At 62.6% G+C, this 22399-nt stretch carries 21 protein-coding genes and 2 tRNA genes; 9 read left to right on the top strand and 14 right to left on the bottom strand.

Annotated elements, in window-relative coordinates:
• Window positions 1–152 precede the first annotated feature (152 nt).
• The 3 genes from sixA to R8871_RS15165 all read right to left on the bottom strand — a co-directional run bounded on the left by sixA (window position 153) and on the right by R8871_RS15165 (window position 1150).
• Complete coding sequence (sixA, locus tag R8871_RS15155; protein ID WP_054036280.1) at window positions 153–611, bottom strand: phosphohistidine phosphatase SixA; 459 nt, start codon at window positions 609–611, stop codon at window positions 153–155.
• A 191-nt stretch (window positions 612–802) separates the two neighbouring features.
• Window positions 803–879, bottom strand: a tRNA-Pro gene (locus R8871_RS15160).
• A 97-nt stretch (window positions 880–976) separates the two neighbouring features.
• Window positions 977–1150 carry a hypothetical protein gene (locus R8871_RS15165; protein ID WP_175051169.1) on the bottom strand — a complete coding sequence of 58 codons (174 nt, stop codon included), beginning with the start codon at window positions 1148–1150 and terminating at the stop codon, window positions 977–979.
• Window positions 1151–1312: 162 nt separating this feature from the next.
• On the opposite strand from R8871_RS15165, the gene R8871_RS15170 reads away from it, so the two are divergent.
• Window positions 1313–1474, top strand: coding sequence for a hypothetical protein (locus R8871_RS15170; RefSeq protein WP_166618273.1), 162 nt, complete (start codon window positions 1313–1315; stop codon window positions 1472–1474).
• 184 nt (window positions 1475–1658) lie between these two features.
• On the opposite strand, the gene R8871_RS15175 is transcribed toward R8871_RS15170, so the two are convergent.
• Both R8871_RS15175 and R8871_RS15180 read right to left on the bottom strand, forming a co-directional pair.
• Window positions 1659–3047 (bottom strand): MATE family efflux transporter, encoded by a 1389-nt coding sequence (locus R8871_RS15175; protein ID WP_407673160.1) that lies wholly within the window; start codon window positions 3045–3047, stop codon window positions 1659–1661.
• Window positions 3044–3352, bottom strand: a complete 309-nt coding sequence (locus R8871_RS15180; RefSeq protein ID WP_175051170.1) for a DUF2288 domain-containing protein — start codon at window positions 3350–3352, stop codon at window positions 3044–3046. Before R8871_RS15180 ends, R8871_RS15175 begins: the two co-directional genes overlap by 4 nt.
• Before the next feature lie 111 nt (window positions 3353–3463).
• Here R8871_RS15180 and R8871_RS15185 point away from each other — a divergent pair, with 111 nt between their 5' ends.
• On the top strand, window positions 3464–4192 hold the full coding sequence (locus tag R8871_RS15185) for a pentapeptide repeat-containing protein (RefSeq protein WP_175051171.1): 729 nt from the start codon (window positions 3464–3466) through the stop codon (window positions 4190–4192).
• 857 nt (window positions 4193–5049) lie between these two features.
• Here R8871_RS15185 and R8871_RS15190 read toward each other — a convergent pair.
• The 3 genes from R8871_RS15190 to R8871_RS15200 all read right to left on the bottom strand — a co-directional run bounded on the left by R8871_RS15190 (window position 5050) and on the right by R8871_RS15200 (window position 7345).
• Window positions 5050–5376, bottom strand: a complete 327-nt coding sequence (locus R8871_RS15190; RefSeq protein ID WP_093640302.1) for a hypothetical protein — start codon at window positions 5374–5376, stop codon at window positions 5050–5052.
• A 127-nt stretch (window positions 5377–5503) separates the two neighbouring features.
• Window positions 5504–6232 carry a peptidoglycan DD-metalloendopeptidase family protein gene (locus tag R8871_RS15195; RefSeq protein WP_175051172.1) on the bottom strand — a complete coding sequence of 243 codons (729 nt, stop codon included), beginning with the start codon at window positions 6230–6232 and terminating at the stop codon, window positions 5504–5506.
• A 204-nt stretch (window positions 6233–6436) separates the two neighbouring features.
• The gene (locus R8871_RS15200) at window positions 6437–7345 is read right to left on the bottom strand and encodes an aldose epimerase family protein (protein WP_175051173.1); all 909 of its coding nucleotides are present in this window, start codon (window positions 7343–7345) and stop codon (window positions 6437–6439) included.
• A gap of 678 nt (window positions 7346–8023) precedes the next feature.
• Here R8871_RS15200 and R8871_RS15205 point away from each other — a divergent pair.
• Together R8871_RS15205 and R8871_RS15210 are read left to right on the top strand one after the other, a co-directional pair.
• Window positions 8024–8854: an undecaprenyl-diphosphate phosphatase gene (locus tag R8871_RS15205; protein ID WP_175051174.1), complete on the top strand. Its 831-nt coding sequence runs from the start codon at window positions 8024–8026 to the stop codon at window positions 8852–8854.
• 309 nt (window positions 8855–9163) lie between these two features.
• Window positions 9164–9237 (top strand) — tRNA-Arg (locus tag R8871_RS15210).
• Window positions 9238–9295: 58 nt separating this feature from the next.
• On the opposite strand, the gene R8871_RS15215 is transcribed toward R8871_RS15210, so the two are convergent.
• Together R8871_RS15215 and R8871_RS15220 are read right to left on the bottom strand one after the other, a co-directional pair.
• Window positions 9296–9679, bottom strand: a complete 384-nt coding sequence (locus R8871_RS15215; protein ID WP_093640291.1) for a DUF427 domain-containing protein — start codon at window positions 9677–9679, stop codon at window positions 9296–9298.
• A 254-nt stretch (window positions 9680–9933) separates the two neighbouring features.
• Complete coding sequence (locus R8871_RS15220) at window positions 9934–11514, bottom strand: acid phosphatase (protein ID WP_175051175.1); 1581 nt, start codon at window positions 11512–11514, stop codon at window positions 9934–9936.
• 215 nt (window positions 11515–11729) lie between these two features.
• Here R8871_RS15220 and R8871_RS15225 point away from each other — a divergent pair, with 215 nt between their 5' ends.
• Entirely contained in the window at window positions 11730–13265 is a 1536-nt protein-coding gene (locus R8871_RS15225; RefSeq protein WP_175051176.1) for a cytochrome-c peroxidase, read from the top strand.
• Between the two features lie 63 nt (window positions 13266–13328).
• Here the strand turns inward: R8871_RS15225 and R8871_RS15230 are convergent, their stop codons facing one another.
• On the bottom strand, window positions 13329–13568 hold the full coding sequence (locus R8871_RS15230; RefSeq protein ID WP_175051177.1) for a hypothetical protein: 240 nt from the start codon (window positions 13566–13568) through the stop codon (window positions 13329–13331).
• A gap of 279 nt (window positions 13569–13847) precedes the next feature.
• On the opposite strand from R8871_RS15230, the gene R8871_RS15235 reads away from it, so the two are divergent.
• A complete protein-coding gene (locus tag R8871_RS15235; RefSeq protein WP_175051178.1) occupies window positions 13848–14237 on the top strand; it encodes an RT0821/Lpp0805 family surface protein in 390 nt (129 codons plus the stop codon).
• An 82-nt stretch (window positions 14238–14319) separates the two neighbouring features.
• A complete protein-coding gene (locus R8871_RS15240; protein WP_175051179.1) occupies window positions 14320–14769 on the top strand; it encodes an NUDIX hydrolase in 450 nt (149 codons plus the stop codon).
• A 77-nt stretch (window positions 14770–14846) separates the two neighbouring features.
• Here the strand turns inward: R8871_RS15240 and R8871_RS15245 are convergent, their stop codons facing one another.
• Window positions 14847–15740: a transporter substrate-binding domain-containing protein gene (locus R8871_RS15245; RefSeq protein ID WP_175051180.1), complete on the bottom strand. Its 894-nt coding sequence runs from the start codon at window positions 15738–15740 to the stop codon at window positions 14847–14849.
• A 271-nt stretch (window positions 15741–16011) separates the two neighbouring features.
• Window positions 16012–17721 carry a glutamine--tRNA ligase/YqeY domain fusion protein gene (locus R8871_RS15250; RefSeq protein ID WP_175051181.1) on the bottom strand — a complete coding sequence of 570 codons (1710 nt, stop codon included), beginning with the start codon at window positions 17719–17721 and terminating at the stop codon, window positions 16012–16014.
• Between the two features lie 498 nt (window positions 17722–18219).
• Here R8871_RS15250 and ggt point away from each other — a divergent pair, with 498 nt between their 5' ends.
• On the top strand, window positions 18220–19974 hold the full coding sequence (ggt, locus tag R8871_RS15255) for a gamma-glutamyltransferase (RefSeq protein ID WP_175051182.1): 1755 nt from the start codon (window positions 18220–18222) through the stop codon (window positions 19972–19974).
• Window positions 19975–20164: 190 nt separating this feature from the next.
• Complete coding sequence (locus R8871_RS15260; protein WP_175051183.1) at window positions 20165–20725, top strand: RBBP9/YdeN family alpha/beta hydrolase; 561 nt, start codon at window positions 20165–20167, stop codon at window positions 20723–20725.
• A 218-nt stretch (window positions 20726–20943) separates the two neighbouring features.
• On the opposite strand, the gene R8871_RS15265 is transcribed toward R8871_RS15260, so the two are convergent.
• Entirely contained in the window at window positions 20944–22164 is a 1221-nt protein-coding gene (locus R8871_RS15265) for a CaiB/BaiF CoA transferase family protein (protein ID WP_175051184.1), read from the bottom strand.
• Between the last annotated feature and the right edge of the window lie 235 nt (window positions 22165–22399).

Below are 22399 nucleotides of genomic sequence, written 5' to 3' on the forward strand. Positions count from 1 at the left end.
GACTGCCCGTAAGCTGCGTGCGCGCGGCTTGTAATGTCGTGGGCCGGGCCGGTCATGTGTTGTTTCCGCGCGACCCTTGGGGCTGGCGAGCGCAACTGGGCCGCTTCGACGACGAGGTTGCGCGATCTGATCAGTTCAGCCCGTCGCTCAGATCAGATCAGATCGGGGCTCATCGCTGCGCGCAGCACGGCCTGGTCGTCGCCGTCGCGCTCACGGCTTTCGATCCACCACAGGCCGGCTTTCTTTAGCGGCCAACTTGCTCCGCTGTTGCCGAGCAAACGCGCTGCGACGTGGCCGAGAGTCGGTTGATGGCCCACGATCACGACGGTCGGTGCTATGCCTTTTGACCAGCCGGCGGCCTCGAGCACGTCGTCGGCGCTGGCGTTAGGCGCGAGTTCGCGCACCACGCGATATTGGTCGCTCAAGGTTTCCGCCGTCTGGATGGTGCGCACCGCAGGACTCGCGAGGACCACTGCGTCGTCGGGCAGGCGGGTGCGCAGCCATTTGGCGACGTTTTGCGCCTGTTTGCGGCCCCGCGTGGTGAGCGCGCGGGCGAGATCGCTGGCGGCGAAATCTTCGGCTTCGGCGTGACGCCAGAGGATCAGATTCATGTGTGTCTCCTTGACTCTGGTTGCGGCGTGGTTAACAGCGCCGGGTTTTCAATCACTCTCGCATGCGAGCTTGTGGGGGCGCAAGGCGGTGACGCGTGCCGAACGGTCACATCAGTTCGCGTGAGCCTCTCGCGCCCAAAAAGCAAAAACCCGCGAAGCCGAAGGCTACGCGGGTTTCGTATTGCTTTTCGTGGTCGGAGCGAAAGGATTCGAACCTTCGACCCTCTGATCCCAAATCAGATGCGCTACCAGGCTGCGCTACGCTCCGACGAATCCGAGATTCTACGTGGCATTGGGTGCCAGAGTCAATCACGAATTGCGTCGGGGTGAAAAAAGGTGTCAGTGTGGCGCGCCGGTTTGTCCGTTCAATGCCGGCGACGCATCCAGTGCGGCATGTGCTGGTGCGTGACCCAGTGATGCAGCATGCCTTCGCCGTCGTGTTCGCGCCGGTAGGTTCTCGATTCGAAAATCGACAGGGCGAGCAGCACGAGCAGGCCTATTGCAAGTCCGATCAGACCTGCGATCGATTCAGCGTCCATGGCAGTCTCCTATGACACGCAAGCTGTGCCTCTATAGTAGGACACGCGTAACAAAATGGCAGGGGGCATGGGGATGCGGCCTGCCGCGACATCGTCGAATGCGAATTGCAGGTAGACTCTCGGCGCTTCGTTGCCGTTATTGTCATTCTGTTTCGAGAGTCTATGAACCGTGTTTTGTTGATTGTCTTGATGCTGGCTGCCGGGCTCGCCGGCTGTGCCAACGATCCTTCCGGCCACCATGGCGGCCCGCCGCCAAAAGATCCCGTCGACTATCACGGCGTGCCTACCGACGACCGTCCGCCCGTCATGGCGCCCGCGCCCTGAGCGCTTGCAGTGAACGAAAGCGAAGCACCGGCGCGGGCACGCCGGCGCTTCTGACCCGCGCAGAGAATTCGCGCGGACGGCGCGGGCTGCAGTTATTCTAGGGCGCGGTGCACGCGTGATATGTGTGCGCTTGTTTCAAGCCGTAACCATGTGCGGCGTGTACGGCTTGTGCTGCGTTGTCCGTTCAGACCGCCGCCACCGCCATGCCTCGCAGGACACCCGGCAAAAAGCGCGCGAGCGTGACGCCGCGCGCGGCCATAAAGATAAGCATCGCGGCCCACAAACCGTGATTGCCATACAGCGCCAGCAATGCCCATGAGGCCGCCACGAAGACCGCGAACGAGACCACCATCGACGTCATCAGCTCATGCGTGCGAGTGGCGCCGATGAACACGCCGTCGAGCAAAAACCCCCACACAGAGATCACCGGCAAGAGCGCGGCCCACGGCAGATAAGTCTCGGCTGTGGCGCGCACAACGGCCTGATTGGTCAGACCTTCGATGATCCATGAACCCGCGCCCCAGTACACCAGCGAGAAGCCCAGCGCACCGAGCGCGGACCATAGCGCCGTTACCTTGATGGCCTGCGCGAAAGCGTGCCGGTCGCGCGCGCCGATCGCGGCGCCGACCAGCGCTTCGGCCGCGTGCGCGAAGCCGTCGAGGCCGTATGCCATGAAGGTCTGAAAATTGAGCAGCAGCGCGTTGGCGGCGAGCGTGGCGTCGCCTTGCTTCGCGCCGAGATGCGCGAACCAGCCGAACGACGACAGCAGGCAGAGCGTGCGCACGAAGATATCGCGATTCAACACCACGAGACGCTTGAGGGCGGCAGCGTCGAAGAGGGCGGCGCGGTTTAGCGCAGGCAAACCGCGCGGCCGGCCGTGCCACAACAACGCGGCGCCGAGCACGAAGCCGAGCGCGTCGGCGGTGGCCGTGGCCGCGCCGATGCCGGCCACGCCCCAATCGAATACGTACACGTACAACAGCACCGCCGCGATGTTCACGCTGTTGATGAACACTTGCGAGAGCAACGCGAGCCGCACCTGCTGCGTACCGAGCAGCCAGCCGAGCACAACGTAGTTGCCGAGCGCGAGCGGCGCGGCCCAGATGCGCGCGTGACAGTAGATCTGCGCGTGGCGCTGCACCGCATCGCTGCCGCCGATCACGCGCAATGCGTAATCGATCAACGGCGCTTGCAGCATCAGCACCGCCGCGCCGATCGCCGCCGCGAGCAATAGCGCGCGTACGACGTTGTTGCGCAGTTCAGCCTGATTCCCCGCGCCGTGCGCTTGCGCGACGAGGCCCGTGGTGCCCATGCGCAGGAAGCCGAAGCCCCAGAACACGAAGTTGAAGAACAGGCCGCCGAGCGCGACGCCGCCGAGATAGGACGCACCGTCCAGATGACCGGCGACGGCGGTGTCGACTGCGCCGAGAATCGGCTGGGTGAGATTGGCGAGGACGATTGGAAACGCCAGCGTCAGCACCCGGCGGTGCCAGTGCACGGGGACGGCGGGAGCCGTCGCGCTCGCGCCGTTTCCCGAGGGGATTTCGTTCGGGGCGTGCGCAGGGTCGCTCAATTACGTTCCTGCACGCACACCCATGGCGAGACGACCACTGCCCACAGATCGGGATCGCGCGCGGCGAAATCGGCGGCGGTTTCCGCCTGCACGCGTTCGACGAGGCCCGAAGACAACCATTGCGTGACCTGCGTGGTGTCGTCGCTGGCGATTGCTTCGGCGACGCTCACCAGATCGATGTCGCGCGCGACGCGCAGCAGCATGCCGCGCGCAAAAAAGCGTTCGAGTTCGGCCCAGCCGATTTTGGCGGTTTCGGCGAGCAGCTTGGCGTACAGCGGGCTATGAGTGGCGTCGTTGGAAGTCATCGTGAGCGGGTTCTGACGGGGCCGTTACTATAAACCATCGGCGCGGATCGCCAGGGCGGCGCGCGTTCCGGTACGCTTGAGGTCTTTCGGCACAATTCATTCTGAACCTTCATGTCACTGGATTCAACGACGCGCGCTGCGGGCGCGCAAGCTCACGTGGTGGCCGATGCCACGCTCACGCGCACCGACGTGGAGCGCTTCGTTGCTACGAGCCTGGCCGGCAATAGAGAGCCGCTTCATTTCACCGACTGCGATTTCGAAGGCGCCGATCTGTCGCGACTCGATCTGCGCGGCGCTGAGTTTCATCGCTGCACGATCGTCGAGACGTCGTTCTTTGGCGCGACGTTGTCGCACACGCGCTGGATTCGTTGCCGTGGCCGCCAGGCGGATTTCGCATCGGCCGATCTGGTCGATGCGGCGTTCCAGTCGAGCGATCTGAATAACACGAGCTGGCGGCGTGCCAAACTTGCCTCGGCGTCGTTCCATAGCTGCAAGCTGACGGGCGCCAATTTCGAAGCCTGTACGGCGCTCGGCCTGAGCTTCGTCGAGACCTTGCTGGTGGGCGCGCATTTGCGCGGCCTGTCGTTTCGCAAGGCTACGCTTCAGCAACTCGATTTCTCGGACGCCGATCTGGCCGGCGTCGATTTCCGCGAGGCGATCTTCGACGGCGGCAGTCTGAAGGATGCTCATCTGAAAGGCGCGCGCTTTGACGGCGCGGACCTGCGCGAGGCGGATCTGAGCGGCGTGCGGCTCGTCGATGCGGCGTTGTTCAAGGGCGCGACGATTTCGCATCAGCAGGCGGCGGTGCTCGTGACCGAGCTCGGTCTGCGAGTCATGTGATTGCGCTGCAAGCTGGCCGATTTTAGCCATTCGACCAGCTTGAACGAATCAAGGCCTGTGCTTATCATCTAATCTATTGGTTCAATAACAGCGGTCGATTTTCAGGTTCGCAATTTGTCAGCGGATTTGAATATTTTTAATATATTCGCCATTCGCGAATTTGTTATGAAGAAACGCGATTGCTTATTCGTACCGCTCGATAATCGCTAATGCATCTGTATGGTGCGTTGGCGCACTAAAGGTTCGCAATACATAAAGCGTCCGGATCATGCTGGGTGGGGCTGGCGGGAATCGACCAATGGGCTTTCATCAGGCTTTTCTGGTGGTGTGCGGGTAGGTGCTTGATTTATAAGGCCTGCCGAACCGCGCACGCGACTTTGACTTGCCGCTTTTATGAGGTTTCATACGGAGCAGGCGAGGCTATTTATCTCGTTTATTTCCGACATTTTCTCTTCACGTAATGCGGACTCCGTACGCCGCGTCACATTGCCCATGCAATTAATAGATTGCGCTTGTAAAAGGGGGTTGTTAGATTTCCTTCTGGCGCATGGTGAACCGGTCCTTTGCCGATATGCGCCGAACCCCCGTTAGCCCGGCCTCGTGCCGGGCTTTTTTTTCGCCCGCTGATTGCCGAATCAATCCGGAGTCACTGCGGATTCACACACAGTATGGATCATTGAAAATTACGTTTGCCTTTCGATGACTATGACCTGGTTGATTATTTTTCTTGGCATCTGGCCGCTTGCGCTCGGCGCGCTATTCGCGTTCGCCGTGCGCGTCGATCCGCGCTCCGGCCGCTGGCGCCGTCGCCATCTCGAGCGGCCCTGCGCCTACGTTATAGCGTCGCCAGTTTGCTTCTACTGCTTGCAGCGAACCACCATCGACCGGTTCTTGACGTTCGCACCGAAAATTCCGCCGACCGAGCCACCTGAGGTCGCGCCGTTGTCGACGTCCTTCGAAACGACGTCGTAGCCGTAGTTGCCGCAGACTTCGCCCGCGCGTTTGTAGCACTCGGCCCAACTGGAGCTCGCGTCACTGCCGCTGCAGTTGATCGCAAAGCCCGTATCGCCGCTTGGCAGGTAAGTCATGGTGGTGGTGCTGGAACAGCCGCCGAGGCTGCCGAGCGTCAGCAGGCCGAGGCCGATCGCCGCGGCTGTTGTTAAGGACGCAAGTGCGCTCTTCATTGCAGGTTCCTTACAGATAACAGAGGAAGACGCGGCGCGAAGCCGCGTCATGCATAGGATTGGGCGTTTTATAGCACGCGCGGTTCCCTCGACTGCTGTTGCAGGGCGCGTGCCTGAAGCCGGGCGGCTAGCGCGCCGGCAATGCCCGCGACGGGTCGATCGAGCGGCCCTGATAGCGCAGTTCGAAGTGCAGCATGACACGGTCGGTGTCGGTGTCGCCCATTTCGGCGATCTTCTCACCTCGGGCGACCGACTGGCCTTCCTTCACCAGCAGCACGCGGTTGTGCGCATAGGCCGTCAGATAGTCGGCGTTGTGTTTGAGGATCAGCAGGTTGCCGTAACCGCGCAAGCCGTTACCCGCATAGACCACCGTGCCGGACGCCGCGGCAACCACCGGGGTGCCCGCCGCCGCCGAAATATCGATGCCCTTCGAATTGGAACCGTCGAAGCGCCGGATCACCGTGCCGTCAGCCGGCCATATCAGCGAGATCGCCGAAGCCGGTGCCGACGACGGTGCGCTATCGGCTGGCGCCGGCCGGGGCGCCGTCGAAGCGCTCGCGCTTCCTGCACCGCTGCTACGCGTTGAACCACCCGCAGCGCCGCCCGTGGACGCCACATTGCCCGGCGGCGCGACACGCAGCACCTGTCCGACCTCGATGCTGTCCGGGTTGGTCAGGTTGTTCCAGCGCACGATGTTTTGCACCGGTTGCCGATTGCTGCGCGCGATCTTCGATAGCGTATCGCCCCGTTCGACGCGGTAAAAGCCTGGCCCCACCGGAGCGGACCCGCAGGCGGCAAGCACCGCCAGCAACGACGCGCAGGCGAGCCGTTTCATCATTCTTGTTGTGTTAAGCATTGGACCTCGCAAAGCGCTGCCACGCGCCGATCCCGATCACGCGGCAGGTAGATGCAAAGCGTCCGATTCTAACGGTTTTGCGCTGCAGCATCCGAAAAACGGATACAGAGCCGGGCGCGCGCGCCGGGAACGCGGCGGTTACGCGGCGAAAAAGTCGCGTAACCCGTCACGTCGCGATGAGTGGAAAACCTGCTATCAGCGCAATCAGCGCAGCTTGCTGACGTTGATGCGCAATGCGGCTGTCTCGGTTTGTCCCGGTTCGAGCCAGCGCAGTCCCTGGCCGTTGTGGATCGCGTCCGGCAAACCCAGCCACGGCTCGACGCAGTAAAAGTCTGACTCAGCGGCTTCGGTCCATGTGGTTACCGCGTACCAGGGCACCGAGTCCGGCCGTTGCAGATCGATCGTGATGACCCGGTTCAGTCCGGGCGCGACGACTCGCACGGGTTGGTCCGGCACACCGACGAGGCAATGGAAGCGGTCGAGAATGCGCGCCTCGTCGAGTGTGTAGCGCGCCGCGCCCGGCTCGGTCGCGCTGATCGAGCCGTCGCTCTGCTGGTAGCACCGTTCGGTGGGCGGCAGCTCCAGCGAGGTCTCGGCGCGCTGCGTGTGCGGCAGCGTGAAATAGAAGTGATGGCCGGCGTAGTAGGGCAGACGCGTGTCGCCAGTATTGGTGGTGCTTAGCGTGACTTCCAGCGTATGCGTATCAACGAGCCGGTACGTCGCTTCGAAACGGAAGCCGAACGGGTAGCCGCCGCGTGTGGCGTCGCTGTCGGCGAGCGTCATGCGCAAATCGGCGCCGTTTACGTCGGCGTGGGCTTCGAAGGGCAGGTCGCGCGCGAAACCATGCATCGGCAATTCGCGCACCGTGCCTTGTGCGTCACGCCAGAAACCGATCTTGCCGTCGACGCGATGCCGGCCCAGAAACGGAAACAGCAGCGGGTTGCCGCCGCGAATCCTGGCAGGCTGGCTCCAGTCGGCGTTCTCTGGCCAATGAATCACCTCTTCGCCGTCGATGATCCACGACAAAAGACGGCCGCCGGCTTGCGGCGAGAAGCGGAGCACGGAGGCGTCCTGGGCGATCTCGAGAATGTCCTGTTGCGGGGAGAGGGGCATGGTCGATGGGCTGGTTGATAAAAGGTTGGGTACGGTTCAAACGCGACAAACACGACAAACGTGAGTTGAGCGCGGCTCGAATGCGGGTTGTGAGCGTTCGAACGGCCCCGCATAACGGCTCGCGAAGCAACGATTTTGCGCTGCTTTACGCTACGGGGAAACCCTTCTGGGGAAATTGCGGGTGGCCGGGAAGCACTATCCTTGTCGATAATCCACGCACTGCCCGGTCAATCAACGACCGGGCGAGATCGGCTCTGGAGGCTTTATGGATCTCGCAATGGCAATGGGTGTGGCGCTGTTCGGCATGTTCGCGGCAAGCACGGTCTACTTTTTCTACAAGCTCGAGCGCTGATCCAGTCGTCTGCTTCGCTTTCTGCCGGGGCCGTCAATGCGGGCCTGGTATGACGGGCCTGGTACGGCGGGCCCGGCACAAGTTTCGCGCATCAGTACATTGAATTTCTCATGATCACAGGGCGGCCACCGGCGGCGCTCTGTTTCTTTTGCTGCGACGTAACAACGGTTTCCAGTTGTGACGCAGCGCATCAATATTTCCCCGAATGCGGTTCAAACGCTTGGCGCTGACTTTGCAGCCAGGCATAATCGGTGCGCTTTTGACGCGCCGTCGATTTCCTTGTGCGGCGCGCTGTTCCCCGACATTTTCCTTACAAGGACCGCCGCGTGAACCTGTCGTTTCTGATTTTCCTGAGCGTGCTGCAAGGCGTCACCGAACTGTTTCCGGTCAGCAGCCTTGGCCACACCCTGCTCGTGCCTGGCCTGTTCGGCATGCATATCGACAAGCACGCGCCGCAGCTGCTGCCATTCCTCGTCGCGTTGCACCTCGGTACCGCGTTCGCGCTGCTGTGGTACTTCCGCAAGCGCTGGTGCGCACTGGTGCGTGGCTTCTTCGCTTCGTTCGGCGGTCGTCGCAACGACGACGCGCACATGATGTGGGCGCTCATCATCGGCACGATTCCGGCGGGCCTCGTTGGGCTGATTCTTGAGAAACGTCTCGAGCTGATTTTTCACGACCTGCGCATTGTCGCGTTCGCGCTGATCGTGAATGGCGTGCTGCTGTGGTTCGGCGATCGCCTGCAACGTTCGCGCGCGCATCAGGCACCGGAGAAGCTGACCTTCCGCCAGGCGTTTTTCGTCGGCCTCGCGCAGATCGGCGCACTGATTCCGGGCTTCTCGCGCAGCGGTCTGACAATGATCGCCGGTAACGCGGCCGGCCTGACGACCGAGAAGGCCGCCGAGTTTTCGTTCCTGCTTGGCACGCCGATCATCTTCGCGGCCGGCGTGCTCGAATTGCCGAAACTGTTCCACGCGCCTGACCAGCTCGCCGATGCCTTGCTCGGCGGCGTGCTGACCGCAATCGCCGCGTATCTCAGCGTGCGTTTCCTGATGCGTTATTTCGAAGGCCGCGGGCGTCTGGCTTCGTTCGGCGTCTACTGCGTGATCGCGGGGATCGTGTTCCTCGGCTGGTTCATGCTGCATCCGCAGCCGGTCTGATTGCGCTCGAAATGCCCGCGCAGCCCGCCAGATGCTGGCGTGCGACTGGCGGGCAAGAAGCGATCGGTTATAATCCGGGCCCGGCTCAACGCGTCGGGCCCGTTTGTTTTGTGACGCTGTCTGGTGATTGCCGATCAGGCTTGCCGTGTGCCGGACCGGATTTCCACAGTCCCCCGCACGGTCAGTTAGAATTTCGGTATCCCATGAACCCTGTGGCCGTCATACAGCACAGGTTCCAATGCCCGTTACGGGTTCTCATTGCGGGCGATGCAGGTTGTCACGTTTGTGTTTGCATCGCCTCACGTCAATACGGCAGTAGCTCAGCTGGATAGAGCATCGGCCTTCTAAGCCGAGGGTGGGGGGTTCGAGTCCCTCCTGCCGTACTTCAAAAGCCTTGCGCCGCGCATCGAAGCCTTACCGCTGCGATGCGCGCGTGGCCGTTTACTCCGCCGGCTGCACGTCGATGGAATCGACCCGGTTCGGATAGAACGCCAGATGCTGTGCGATCTCCTTCACGGGCGCATAGGGCGATTCGTAGGTCCAGACTGCATTCACTGCACGCTCGCCGCCAAGCGGAATGCTGTAGTACGCGCAATCGCCTTTGTATGGGCAATACGTCGCGTGATCGGTACGTTCCAGCAGTGTCATCTCGACGTCATTTCGCGGGATGTAATACACCGGTGGATACGCCGCCTCGCGCAGCACCAGCGCATTACGCGTGTCCGCGATCACGCGGCCGGCCACCGTCACCACCACGTGGGCTTTGTCCGGCTCGATCGTAATCGGATGATCGGGACCGGGTACCTTGATGATTTTTTCCGTCATGCTGTCGAGCTCCTGAATAGGTGGGCAAGCCTGCAACACGTTGCTATGGGTTTCGAGCCGCCATCGGCGGGAATGATCGAGTCCTGCGTCGAAGCATACGCCGGTCATGCAAACGCGTTGTGTCGCTGTTTGCGTCGCTGTTTGCGTCGATGACGAGTTGCATGCGCCGTGGGGTGGTCCGCGACGAAAACAAAAAAGGGCAGCCGAAGCTGCCCCGTCAAACTCCCACCGTCAGGCGGGCCGTTGCTAACGGATTACTGCCTGATGTTCAGCGCGGCAGTCAGGTCGCCCATCGGCTTGCTGCCGTTGCTGACCAACGCGGCATCACGCGTGGCGATGCCTGGCAGCGTCGGCAGCGAGTAACGGCGCGTGATGAAACGCAGGATCGACGTCGTGTCGTACTGCGTGTGATCGACGAAACCCTTCTTCGCGTACGGCGAAATGATCAGCGCAGGAATCCGCGTGCCCGGGCCCCAACGATCGGCCTTCGGCGGCGCGACGTGGTCCCAGAAGCCGCCGTTTTCGTCGTATGTCACGACCACCAGCATGTTGTTCCACTGCGGGCTTTTCTGCAGATGCGAGATCACGTCGGCGATGTGCTGATCGCCCGAGGCAACGTCGGTGTAACCCGCGTGCTCGTTCAGGTTGCCCTGCGGCTTGTAGAACGACACTTGCGGCAGCGTGCCGGCGTCGATCGCCTTGATGAACTCGGAGCCTGCCAGACCGCCGTCGAGCAAATGCTGCGAACGGTTCGCGGAGCCCGGTGCGAGATCGGCGAAGTAGTTGAACGGCTGGTGATGTGGCTGGAAGTTCGGCGCCGTCAGGTTCGCGCCGTAGATCACATTCGCCGTGCCGGTTTGCGCCGCCGACACCGCCGCACCCCACGCGCCGCCGTACCACGCCCACGACACCTTCGCATTGTTCAGCAGATCGCCGATGTGCTGCTGCGTTTGCGCCGGCAACGTGGTGGCCGCACTCGGGTCGGCCAGGTTGGCGTCGCCGCCGGAAGCCGCCTTGTTGCCGCTCGGCTGATACGGCGGCTGCATCGTGTTGATCGCGTAGAAGTCAGGCGTCAGGTTGCCCGAGAGCACGAATTTCGGCGGGCCGCTCAGCGCCGAGGCCGGTGAGTTGGTCGCAAGCTTCAGCGTGACGCCGTCGCTTTCCACCGACGAGATCGAGGCGGCTGCCGGGCTCTTGTCCGCATTCGGATAGGTCGGCGTGCACGAGCAGATCAGCCACTGGTGATTCAGGAACGAGCCGCCGAACGCGCCCATGAAGAAGTTGTCGGCCAGCGTGTATTGCTGGGCGATCTTCCACAGCGGCAGCTTGTCGGCGTTGAGCGTGTAGTGACCCATGACGAGGCCGCCGGAATCCGCCCACGCGGCGAACTTGTCGTTCTTGCCGCCATTGATCTGCATCTGGTTTTCATAGAAACGGTGATACAGATCGCGCGTCGTGGCCGTGATCGGCGTGTTGAAACCATTCGGATCGTCGATGGCGAACGGGCTGTTCGGCAGGTTGGCCGTCATTGCCTGCGTCACGACCGGCGTCACGCCGGTTTGCGTCAGGCCGTTCCACACTTGCGGCAGCGTGGCGAGCGCCGTGCCGTTGCGGTCCATCTGTGTGGCGCTCGCCGCCGTCACGTTCTGCAGACCGTTGGCGCCGGGGAAGTTGCCGTACAGATTGTCGAAGCTGCGATTCTCCGCGTAGATCACCACGACCGTCTTGATCGACGTGATGTCCGGTGGCGCCGTGACATTGTCGCCGCCGCACGCATACAGACTCAACGCTGCCGCGATCGCGATAGGCGCCGCGCAGATCAGTTTCTTGTTCATTTGGTATGTGTTCTCTCTCTCGCGTTGGGGACGGGCCGCGTGCATTGCTTACACGAGCGGCCGCGAGCGAAAGTTTGAACAAGGAATTTGACAGAAACATGTAACTAATTACGAATAGCTTGTGTTTCGATATTTCCGTCGGCTGTATGTCATTTAAACGACATGTCGATGAAATACGCTCGCGGACTTCAATATCGCAAACTCACATCATTCATATGCGGCTTGGTCTGGCGGGGATTCGGAAAACGACGGTTCGGCCGCAGGCGTGGCGGCGCGCGGGGACGCCAGGCATTGGCGCGATGCTGGCGACGGCGCTCGCGGCCATGACCGTGACGCTGGCCGCGTGTGACGCAGGCTCCCAGACATCGGGCGCAAAGTCGGATGGGAGCGGCAACGGACAAGTGAGCGCCAGGGCGGATACGAACGCCAACGCTAATGCGGGCGTCGGGACACAGGCGAGTGCGTCGCCGGCGTCTTCGCCTACAGCGGCTTCTGCGGTCAAGGTGGCGGCCCATGAAGCCGGTCAGACCCGCGCGCAAGTCTACGAATCCGTGCGGCAGATGACGGCTCTTGGCAAGCAACTGTTCTTCGACGCGTCGCTATCCGGCTCGGGCAAGCTGGCCTGCGCGTCGTGCCACAGCCCCGATCACGGTTTTTCGCCGGCGAATTCGCTGTCGGTCCAACTGGGCGGCAACGACATGCACCGCACCGGTATGCGCGCCGCGCCGACGCTCAAGTACCTGCAATCGGTGCCGGCGTTCGCTGAGCACTATCACGAGTCGGACGACGAAGGCGACGAAAGCGTGGATGCCGGGCCGACCGGCGGCTTGACGTGGGACGGGCGGGTCGACCGTGGCTCGGATCAGGCGCGTATTCCGCTGCTGTCGTCGTTCGAAATGGGCAGCACGCCGGCGAAGGTCACGGCGGCGGTGAAGGCCGCGCCGTATGCGGAAGCTTTCCGCACGGCGTTCGGCGCGCATATTTTCGATAGCGACGAAGCCACTTTCAACGCCGTGCTGCAAGCCCTGGAAACCTTCGAGCAGGCGCCCGAAATTTTCTATCCGTACACCAGCAAGTACGACGCGTATCTGGCCGGCAAAACACAACTGACCAAGGCCGAACTACACGGTCTGGAAGTCTTCAACGACGAAAAGAAGGGCAATTGCGCGAGTTGCCACATCAGCCAGCGCACTATGGACGGTGCGCCGCCGCAGTTCAGCGACTTCGGTCTGATTGCGATCGGCGTGCCGCGCAATCGCGCACTGCCGGTGAATCGCGATCCGCATTTCTACGACCTCGGCGCATGCGGGCCGGAGCGTACCGACCTGAAGGGTCGCGCCGAATTTTGCGGCATCTTCCGCACGCCGACGCTGCGCAACGTCGCGTTGAAGAAGAGTTTCTTCCACAACGGCATCTATCACTCGCTGGATCAGGCCGTGCGTTTTTATGCGCAACGCGACACGAACCCGGAAAAGTTCTATCCGGTCGTGAAGGGCAAAGTGCAGAAGTTCGACGATCTGCCGCAGCGTTACTGGGCGAATCTGAATACCGAGCCGCCGTTCGATCGCAAGCCGGGTGACAAGCCGGTGCTCGACGAGGCTGAAATCAAGGACGTGGTGGCGTTTTTGAATACGCTCACGGATGGGTACAAGGCGGGAGATAAGGTGGGAAATAAAGCGGGAACTCAAGCGGGAATTCAAGCGGGAATTCAAGCGGGAATTCAAGCGGGAATTCAGGCAGCCGCGAATTGATCTCCGGGCGATGGGCGATGGGCGAGCGGCCGTTTGGGGCGGCATGCGCCGCCGCGGGCGTGGTCAGTAGCCTGCGCCGGTAATGATGTAATAGCAGCCGACCAGCAGAAGCGCGAACGACACGAGGAGGCATGCAATGCCGGCGCGTGTCAGCAGATTCGGCCAGCGTGGGCGAGGGAGACTGTCCATTCGCACGATGCGCCGCGCAAGACCCGGATCGCGGCCGATGGCGAACGGCACCAGCGCGACGCAAATGAGCGCGAGCGCGACGGTGAAGGTTTCTAGAGCAAACGAGATGTCCATAAAGCGGCGTTGGAAGCTTGGTCGGCGCTACAGCGCAATGGAGCTATCTTAAGAAGACGTTTCAGATGAAGATATGAGACGCGTCTTAAAAAGTCTGAGCTATCTTCGCGCCAGTTCGTTCCCCATGGCAGGGAGCTAGCCGCTAGACGCCGCGGGTCGTTGCGAGGCCGCATCCGGGCGGCCACTTCGAGGGCGACATGCTATGCTTTTGGGGTCCAGATCACGAGATGCCGTGAGCGCACTCGAGACCGCCGAACCACTCTTCGAGGAGAACCCTTCATGTCGATGCGACCCCGTGCCCTGTTTCACCTGACCGTCGGTGGCCTGCTGCTTGGCGGCGCCATCGGTGCGCAAGCGGCGAACCTCGGGTTTCTGAACGACACGCCGATCAGCTACATGAAGCAACGCGACGTCGACTCGATCAAGAGCGCCGTGTTCACGGCCTTGAACGACAAGCAGGACGGCGAGAGCGTGAGCTGGGTCAATGAAGGCACCGGCAACAGCGTGAAGATCGACGCGACCATCAGCATCGCCAGCACCGCGAAAGATGGTGAGCGCACCTGTCGTGACGTCGGCGTCGTGCTGAATGCGAAAGGGCAGTCCATGAACCTGCGTCCGCAGTTCTGCAAACAGGGCAGCGGCAACTGGCAATTGCAGAAAAAGCACTGAGCGTGCGGGTGGGTATGACAACGCGCGCCGGCTTGCCGCCGGCGCAGCCTGAAGCCGTGAGTCCTTTCGGCGCGTTGCGTCGATGAGCGCGCGGGTCGTCTCGTGCGGCGTCGTGCTGCTCGACCCGTACGGCCGGGTGCTGCTCGCGCACGCCACCGAAACGTCGCACTGGGACGTTCCGAAAGGGCATGGCGAAGAGGGTGAGGCGCCACACGTCACGGCGTTGCGCGAGATGGTCGAAGAGACCGGTATCGTGATCGAAGCCGGTCGCCTGAAGGATCTCGGACTGTTCGTCTACCGGCGCGACAAGGATCTGCATCTGTTCGCGGCGCGCGCAACGGCCGACGAACTCGATCTGTCTTCTTGCATCTGCACGTCGCTGTTTCCGCGCCGTTCTGACGGCACGCTGATTCCCGAAATGGACGCATATCGCTGGACCGCACCGGACGAAGTCGAGCGGTATGCGAGCCGCAGTCTCACTCGGCTTTTTCAGACCACGCTTTCACTCGCGGAACTGCATCGCACGCTATAGCGGTGAATGGGTTGTGTTTGGCCTGTGGTGCCGGCAGCAGCGGATACCCGTACCCGCCACGCGAGCTGCCGACGCGCTCAGTCGAGCGCGCGGTCGTTCGGATGGGCGAATAGCGTGCGGTTCTGTTCCGACAACGGAAAATTCAGATTGATGCCGTGCGGCGGAATCGGCTGGGTGAACCACTGGTTGTATAGACGCTCGGCGTCACCGGCAAGCTGGCCGCGTGCGATCACCCCGTTCACGAGCGTACGCAGCGGCTCGTCGCCCTTGCGGAACATACAGGCGTAGACCTCATAGCCGAGCGGTGTGCCCGTTACTACGAAGTCTTCGGGATGCGCGTCGGTCGATTTGAAGCCGTACACGATCGGCTCGTCCATCACGAAGGCCACGGCCCGGTCATCCTTGAGCGCGGTGAATGCTTCCGCATGGTCACGCGCGCTCGTGATGCGCATGTTCAGATGCTTCTCGGTGTTCAGGCGGCGTAGCAGGCGCTCGTCGGAGGTGCCCGCGGTTGTCACAACCGTCTTGCTGGCCAGGTCCGAAAAATCCGTAATGCCGCTGCTCTTGCGCGCGATCATGCGCACCGCGTACTGGAAGAAGCTATTCGAGAACGCGGCCACGCTTTCGCGTTCCACCGTATGCGTGGTCGAGCCGCATTCCAGATCGATCTGGTTGTTCAGCAACATCGGCGTGCGGTTCGACGAGGTCACGGTGATTTCGTGCACCTTCAGTTGCGGCAGCCCGAGCGTTTTCTTGATTTCATCAACGATCTGCAGCGCGATGGTCTGCGAATAACCGACCGTGCGCGTGCCGTCGAAGTATGAGAAGGGAATCGACGCTTCTCGCACGCCGAGTACAACCACGCCGTCGTCGTGGATTTTCTTCAGCGTGCCGGTGAGTTCGTCCGCATGAGCGGGGCAGGCGAGCGATGCCGCGCCGAACGCGCCCATCGCCACGAGTGCGCGGCGCATGCTACGCGCGACGCGTGCAGCGCGGGTTATGCGCCTAACATGAACGGCACGCGTATGACCTGCGCCGGGTGTTGTGTCCCATGCACATACCCCGCGACGGGCTGCAACTTTCATCGGGCCTCCCGGACTCGCGCCTGCACGAATGCCGCGCTGTCACTGTCGATGGAACATGATGTAACGAAAACGGCGTGCATCCCGCTCGCGAAATGCACGCCGTATTTGACGTCGGCCAGGCAACGTCAGATGCGCTTCGCGCCGTAGTGGCTCCAGCTTACGCCGGCTTGCCCCAACTGTCGCGCAAGCTGACGATGCGATTGAATACGGGTTTGCCCGGTTTCGAATCGACGCGGTCGGCGACGAAATAGCCGTGGCGCTCGAACTGATAGCGCTGTTCCGGCAGCGCGTCGCGCGCACCCGGTTCCAGGTAGGCGTTGACCACGCGCTTCGACTCCGGATTCAGCGCTTCGAGGAAGTCGCGGCCGCCGGCGTCCGGTTGCGGTTCCTTGAACAGACGGTCGTAAATGCGCACTTCGGCCGGGACCGCGCCTGCCGCGCTGACCCAGTGAATGTTGCCCTTGACCTTATAGGTGTTCGCGCCTTCCGTGCCCGATTTGCTGTCCGGGAAGTAGTTGCAGTGGACTGCGACGATGTTGCCGTTCTCGTCCTTGTCCGCGCCGATGCATTCGATCACATAGCCGTAGCGCAGGCGCACCTTGTTGCCCGGGAACAGGCGGAAGTAGCCCTTCGGCGGCGTTTCGTTGTAGTCCTCGCGTTCGATCCACAGTTCGCGCGAAATCGGGAACTCCCGCACGCCCATTTCCGGATGATGCGGGTGGACCGGCGCGTTGCACGGCTCGGTCACGCCTTCAGGGAAGTTGTCGATGATCAGCTTGACCGGATCGAGCACGGCTGCAGTGCGCGGCGCTTTCTCGTCCAGATCGTCGCGCAGCGCGCCTTCGAACACGCTCATGTCGATCCACGAATCGACCTTGGTGATGCCGATGCGCTCGCAGAACAACTGGATTGCTTCAGGCGTGAAACCCCGGCGGCGCACACCGACGATGGTCGGCATACGCGGATCGTCCCAGCCCTCGACGTGGCCTTCGGTCACCAGTTGCAGCAGCTTGCGCTTGCTGGTGATCGCGTAGGTCAGGTTCAGGCGCGAAAACTCGATTTGTTGCGGCAGCGGGCGCGTGAAGATTCCGGCTTCGGCCAGCTCGTTCAGAATCCAGTCGTACAGCGGACGGTGGTCTTCGAATTCGAGTGTGCACAGCGAATGCGTGATGTTTTCCAGCGCGTCCGAAATGCAGTGCGTGTAGTCGTACATCGGGTACACGCACCACGTGTCACCGGTGCGGTAGTGATGTGCGAAGCGGATCCGGTAGATGACCGGGTCGCGCATGTTGAAGTTCGGCGACGACATGTCGATCTTCGCGCGCAGCACGTGCTCGCCTTCCTTGAACTCGCCGGCTTTCATGCGGCGGAACAGGTCGAGGTTTTCCTGCACCGAACGGTCGCGGAAGCGCGACGGTGTGCCGACTTCGGACGCCGAGCCGCGGTTCGCGCGCATTTCTTCGGCCGACTGGCTGTCCACATACGCCTTGCCGCGTTCGATCAGCAGTTCGGCGAATTCGTACAGCTTGTCGTAGTAGTCGCTTGCGAAGTAGAGCTGTTCCTTGCCGCCTTTTTCCCACTCGAAACCGAGCCAGCGCACCGAGTCGATGATCGAGTCGACGTACTCGACACTTTCCTTTTCCGGATTCGTATCGTCGAAGCGCAGATGGCACACGCCGCCGTAGCTGCGCGCCACGCCGAAGTTCAGGCAGATGCTCTTGGCGTGACCGATGTGCAGGTAGCCGTTCGGCTCCGGCGGGAAGCGCGTTTCGACGCGCTGCTCCCACTTGCCGGTGCGGTTGTCTTCGTCAATGATGTTGCGGATGAAATTGGATGCCGCTGGCGCGTCGTTGCGTTCGGTATTCATGCGAGAAGGTGAAAGTCTGTCGGGGACGCGCAATGCGCCCACTTATCCGTCAATTCTACCTGACGCGTTCGCTCGCGGCAGGCGAGTGCGGCGCGCAGCCAACGTTTGAGCGGTTTCGGGCGGTTTTTGGGGGCAGGACGAGATCCCGCAAGCTGCGTTTAATGTGCTGTAACAGGAGGTAAAACGTTTTGTTGGCGTGGTCCATGGCGACTTACGATGCGGGCGGCGCACTCTCCACGCGCCGCGCACGGGCAACATGATGTTCGCCCACGGATTTTTTTCCCGGCACCGCTTTGCGCCCGTGCGGCGCAAGCCAGTCAGCCTCGCCGCACACCCGCGCCCCGCTCGAGCCGTTTCGGATTGCGCTGCCTGCGCCCTGCCGTGTAGCGCCCAGCGCAGCGCTGCCGGGCGCGCAGGCCGCCTCACCCATTGGGCCGCCCTGGCATGGACGTTTTCCGTTCGTGCAACATGGCGCTCCTAGTTCCCGGAGTTTCTCGGATGTCCATCCCCTCACATGACGCGCCTCGCGCGCCTTTCGCCTCTTTGTCTTTCGCACGGATCGTGACGGCTGCGGCCGTGTTCGCCACGCTCGCCGGCAGCTTCATCGCGCCGGCCCCAGCGCTCGCGAAAACGCCGCCGCCAAAGGCCGTGCTGGATGCGTCGGCGGTGGCCGTGCCGGATCGCTACAGCGCCGACACCGCCCAGCAGATCTTCGCCGCCGGCGGCAACGCGGTGGACGCCGCGGTGGCGATCGCCTTCACGCTGGCCGTGACGTGTCCGGACGCGGGCAATATCGGCGGTGGCGGGTTCATGACCGTGTTCATGGACGGCAAGCCGTATTTTCTCGACTACCGCGAGCGCGCGCCGCAACAGGCGACCCGCGACATGTACCTCGACGATAAAGGCACCCTCGTGCCGGGTATGAGCCTCGTCGGCCATCGCGCGGTGGGCGTGCCGGGCACCGTCGAGGGCATGTGGGAAGCGCAGCAGCGCTTCGGCAAGCTGAAATGGAAGCAGGTGCTGGCGCCCGCGATCCGTTACGCCACCGACGGCTTCCAGGTCGACCAGGGGTTGCAGCAGCGTCACGACGCGGCAGCGAAGAGTTTCGCCGGCAAGACCAATTTCGAGGCCTACTTCTCGAACCTGAAGGCGGGCGTGATGTATCGCCAGCCGGAACTCGCGCAAACCCTCTCGCGCATTGCCAGCGACGGCGGGCGTGAGTTCTACGAAGGCCGCACCGCGGATCTGATCGCCCAGCAGATGTACGGCCACGGTCTGGTCACGAAGCAGGACCTGATTCAATACAAGGCTGTCTGGCGCCAGCCGCTCACCGCCGACTGGAACGGCTACCAGATCGTGACCGCGCCGCCGCCGAGTTCGGGCGGTGTCGGGCTGATCCAGATGCTGAAGATGAAGGCTGATCTGAAGCCGGCGTTCGATGGCCTCGAGCTGAACTCCGAACCGTATATCCATCTGATCGCGCAAATCGAAGACCGCGTGTTCGCCGACCGCCAGCAATACATCGGCGACCCCGATTCGTACAAGGTGCCGGTCGACAAACTGACCAGCGACGCCTACCTCGCGCAACGCGCCGACGAAGTGAAACCCGACGAAGTGCCGGGCGCCACGCCCGTCAAAGGCGGCCTCGGCGACGCGATGCCGGAGAAAGCGCAAACCACGCATTTTTCGGTGGTCGACAAGTGGGGTAATGCTGTGTCGAACACCTACACGCTGAACGGGTCTTTCGGTTCTGGCGTGGTGGTGGACGGCGGCGGCTTCCTGCTCAATGACGCGATGGACGACTTCATCACCAAACCGGCAACCGCCGGCACGCCCGGCGCCACGGCTGACGACCTGAATACGGTGGCGCCGGGACGCCGGCCGCTTTCGTCGATGACGCCGACCATTCTGTTGAAGGACAACAAGGTCTCGCTCGTGATCGGCACGCCTGGCGGCTCGCGAATCCTCACGTCGATCTTCCAGGTCATGACCAACCTGTACGATTTCAACATGGCGCCGGCCGACGCTTTGGCCGCGATGCGGTTCCATCATCAGTTGCTGCCGCCGAAGACGATCTATTTCGAGCCGTATCATCCGATCACGGGCGAGTTGGCCGATCAGCTGAAAGCCAGGGGTTACACGCTGGAAGGGCAGTCGTTTAACGGTGACGTGCAGATGATCCGCGTTGAGGGGACGACGCCTGAGCCGGCGGCTGATCCGCGCGGCGTGGGCGTGGGCCGCGTGATGCATTGAAGCAAGGCTTCGGTCGGGCGAAGTAGGGTGTGGTTGCGGAAGCGGGCTGCGGGGGCGAACTGCGTGGACATGCCGCAAACGTACCGTAGAAACGTACCGCAGAAACGTACCGCAGCAGCAATTGCAGACGCAAACCGCGGAAACATATCGCGAAAGCGAACTTGAAAAACGAACTGCGACGGGGAACGCAATGAGCGGACAAAAACTAAACGTACTCGTGCTGCCGGGCTACCAGAACTCCGGCACGGGCCACTGGCAAACGCTTTGGGAAGCGCTCGATCCCGGCTTCGTGCGCGTGCAGATGCCTGACTGGGACCATCCGACGCGCGACGCGTGGTGCCGCACGCTCGACGCCGCAGTGGCCGCGGCCGCCTCGCCGGTGGTGTTTGCCGCGCACAGCCTGGGCTGTCTGACGACCGCCTTCTGGGCGTCGCAATACGCAAGCGCTTCACAGTTGGCGAAGGTGGCGGGCGCGCTGCTGGTGGCCGTGCCCGATCCCTCCGAGGCGCATTTTCCGCAGGACGCCAGCGGCTTTTCGCCGGTGCCGCTTGCGCGCCTGCCGTTCGCGAGTATCGTCGTATCGAGCAGCGACGATCCATACGGCGGCGTGCCGTTTTCGCAGACTTGTGCGAGCGCGTGGGGCAGCCGCTGGATCGATATCGGGCCGCGCGGCCACATCAATGCCGACAGCGGCCTCGGCGATTGGGACGAGGGGCGGCGCTGGCTGGCTTCGTTAGACGAGCGGCGGTGACGGCCTGATTTGCGCTGATTCGGCCGGTGTTCGACGCCCACACCGCGCTCTGTCTCGCTCTCGGTGCAGGGGCCGATTTGCCGGCGGATACCCGAGGCGAGAGTGGCCGGTTCGCCAACACAGCAGGGTGGCGAGTGAGCTGGCACCACCGCCAGCTTCGTTGAAAATTGCCACCGCTTCAGCCGGCTCCAAACCCCTCGCCCGCAAGGCAGCCGGCCTCAAATCACCGACTGGTCCCGCAGCGCCGCAATCCTGGCCTCGTCATAACCCAGCACATCGCGCAGGATGCTGTCGGTGTGTTCGCCGAGCGTCGGCGGATGGGACAGCGCTTCGGGCGGCGTGCCGGTCATATTGATCGGATTGCGCACCAGTTTGACCGTGCCACCCGACGGATGCGGCAGATCGACCTGCAGCCCGCGCGCCACCACCTGCTCGTTCTCGAACACTTCGCCCAGATCGTTGATCGGCCCGCACGGCACACCGGCTGCTTCGAGGGCGGTAATCCATTGTTGTTTGCCCTGCAGACGCACCATGTCGGCGAGAATCGGCACGAGGATATCGCGGTTGCGTACGCGTGCCGGATTGGTCGCGAATCGTTCGTCAACGGCGAGCTCGGGGCGCCCGCCCGCTTCGACGAACTTGCGGAACTGGCCGTCGTTGCCGACCGCGACGATGATCCAGCTGTCGCTCGTCTGGAAGGTCTGGTAGGGCACGATGTTCGGATGCGCATTGCCCCAGCGCGCGGGCGGCTGGCCGCTCGCCAGGTAATTCGAATTCATGTTGGCCAGCATGGCCACCTGCACATCGAGCAGCGCCATGTCGATGTATTGACCTTCGCCCGTGCGGTCGCGATGCGTAAGCGCCGTGAGCACGGCGATGGTCGAATACATGCCGGTCATCAGATCGGCGATCGCGACGCCGGCCTTTTGCGGGCCGCCGCCCGGCTGGCCATCGCGCTCGCCGGTAATGCTCATGAAGCCGCCGATGCCCTGCACGATGAAATCGTAGCCGGCGCGCTGTGCATACGGGCCGGTTTGCCCGAAGCCGGTCACCGAGCAGTAGATCAGATCGGGTTTCACTTCCTTCAGCGACGCGTAATCGAGGCCGTACTTCTTCAACTGCCCGACCTTGTAGTTCTCCAGCACCACATCGCTTTGCGCGGCCAGCTCGCGGATGATCCGCTGGCCTTCGGCCGAAGCGATGTCGACGGTGACCGAGCGCTTGTTGCGATTCGCGGCGAGGTAATAGGCGGCCTCGCGCGTGTCGGCGCCTTCGGGCGTTTTCAGGTAGGGGGGCCCCCAGTGGCGCGTGTCGTCGCCGACTTCGGGGCGTTCGATCTTGATGACGTCGGCGCCGAAATCGGCGAGTGTCTGCGCGCACCAGGGTCCGGCGAGCACGCGAGTGAGGTCCAGCACGCGGATATGACTGAGAGCGCCCATATTTTTCAATGTCTCCTGTGTCGACCGGTGTTAGCGCTTTAGCGCTTACTCCGGTCCCATGCATCAGCGGTCGACCGGTGTTAGCGCTTTGGCGCTTACTTCGGTCCCATGCAAGATTTGTGGATGTTGACGCGGCGCGCATGGCGCCGCGGATGGGGGCAATCTTAAGCGATTCCCGCGCGCCGGCGCAGTCGGCCGAACGTCATAGGACGCGCGGCGCGCCTTGCCATGTCAC

The sequence above is a fragment of the Paraburkholderia sediminicola genome (assembly GCF_902859805.1).
Lineage (GTDB): Bacteria > Pseudomonadota > Gammaproteobacteria > Burkholderiales > Burkholderiaceae > Paraburkholderia > Paraburkholderia sediminicola.

Excerpts from the sequence above, each read along its gene's own strand:
- sixA (WP_054036280.1), bottom strand. The coding sequence starts at position 611 with ATGAATCTGATCCTCTGGCGTCACGCCGAAGCCGAAGATTTCGCCGCC.
- R8871_RS15165 (WP_175051169.1), bottom strand. The coding sequence starts at position 1,150 with ATGGACGCTGAATCGATCGCAGGTCTGATCGGACTTGCAATAGGCCTG.
- R8871_RS15170 (WP_166618273.1), top strand. The coding sequence starts at position 1,313 with ATGAACCGTGTTTTGTTGATTGTCTTGATGCTGGCTGCCGGGCTCGCC.
- R8871_RS15180 (WP_175051170.1), bottom strand. The coding sequence starts at position 3,352 with ATGACTTCCAACGACGCCACTCATAGCCCGCTGTACGCCAAGCTGCTC.
- R8871_RS15185 (WP_175051171.1), top strand. The coding sequence starts at position 3,464 with ATGTCACTGGATTCAACGACGCGCGCTGCGGGCGCGCAAGCTCACGTG.
- R8871_RS15190 (WP_093640302.1), bottom strand. The coding sequence starts at position 5,376 with ATGAAGAGCGCACTTGCGTCCTTAACAACAGCCGCGGCGATCGGCCTC.
- R8871_RS15195 (WP_175051172.1), bottom strand. The coding sequence starts at position 6,232 with ATGCTTAACACAACAAGAATGATGAAACGGCTCGCCTGCGCGTCGTTG.
- R8871_RS15200 (WP_175051173.1), bottom strand. The coding sequence starts at position 7,345 with ATGCCCCTCTCCCCGCAACAGGACATTCTCGAGATCGCCCAGGACGCC.
- R8871_RS15215 (WP_093640291.1), bottom strand. The coding sequence starts at position 9,679 with ATGACGGAAAAAATCATCAAGGTACCCGGTCCCGATCATCCGATTACG.
- R8871_RS15220 (WP_175051175.1), bottom strand. The coding sequence starts at position 11,514 with ATGAACAAGAAACTGATCTGCGCGGCGCCTATCGCGATCGCGGCAGCG.
- R8871_RS15225 (WP_175051176.1), top strand. The coding sequence starts at position 11,730 with ATGCGGCTTGGTCTGGCGGGGATTCGGAAAACGACGGTTCGGCCGCAG.
- R8871_RS15230 (WP_175051177.1), bottom strand. The coding sequence starts at position 13,568 with ATGGACATCTCGTTTGCTCTAGAAACCTTCACCGTCGCGCTCGCGCTC.
- R8871_RS15235 (WP_175051178.1), top strand. The coding sequence starts at position 13,848 with ATGTCGATGCGACCCCGTGCCCTGTTTCACCTGACCGTCGGTGGCCTG.
- R8871_RS15240 (WP_175051179.1), top strand. The coding sequence starts at position 14,320 with ATGAGCGCGCGGGTCGTCTCGTGCGGCGTCGTGCTGCTCGACCCGTAC.
- R8871_RS15245 (WP_175051180.1), bottom strand. The coding sequence starts at position 15,740 with ATGCGCCGCGCACTCGTGGCGATGGGCGCGTTCGGCGCGGCATCGCTC.
- R8871_RS15250 (WP_175051181.1), bottom strand. The coding sequence starts at position 17,721 with ATGAATACCGAACGCAACGACGCGCCAGCGGCATCCAATTTCATCCGC.
- ggt (WP_175051182.1), top strand. The coding sequence starts at position 18,220 with ATGTCCATCCCCTCACATGACGCGCCTCGCGCGCCTTTCGCCTCTTTG.
- R8871_RS15260 (WP_175051183.1), top strand. The coding sequence starts at position 20,165 with ATGAGCGGACAAAAACTAAACGTACTCGTGCTGCCGGGCTACCAGAAC.
- R8871_RS15265 (WP_175051184.1), bottom strand. The coding sequence starts at position 22,164 with ATGGGCGCTCTCAGTCATATCCGCGTGCTGGACCTCACTCGCGTGCTC.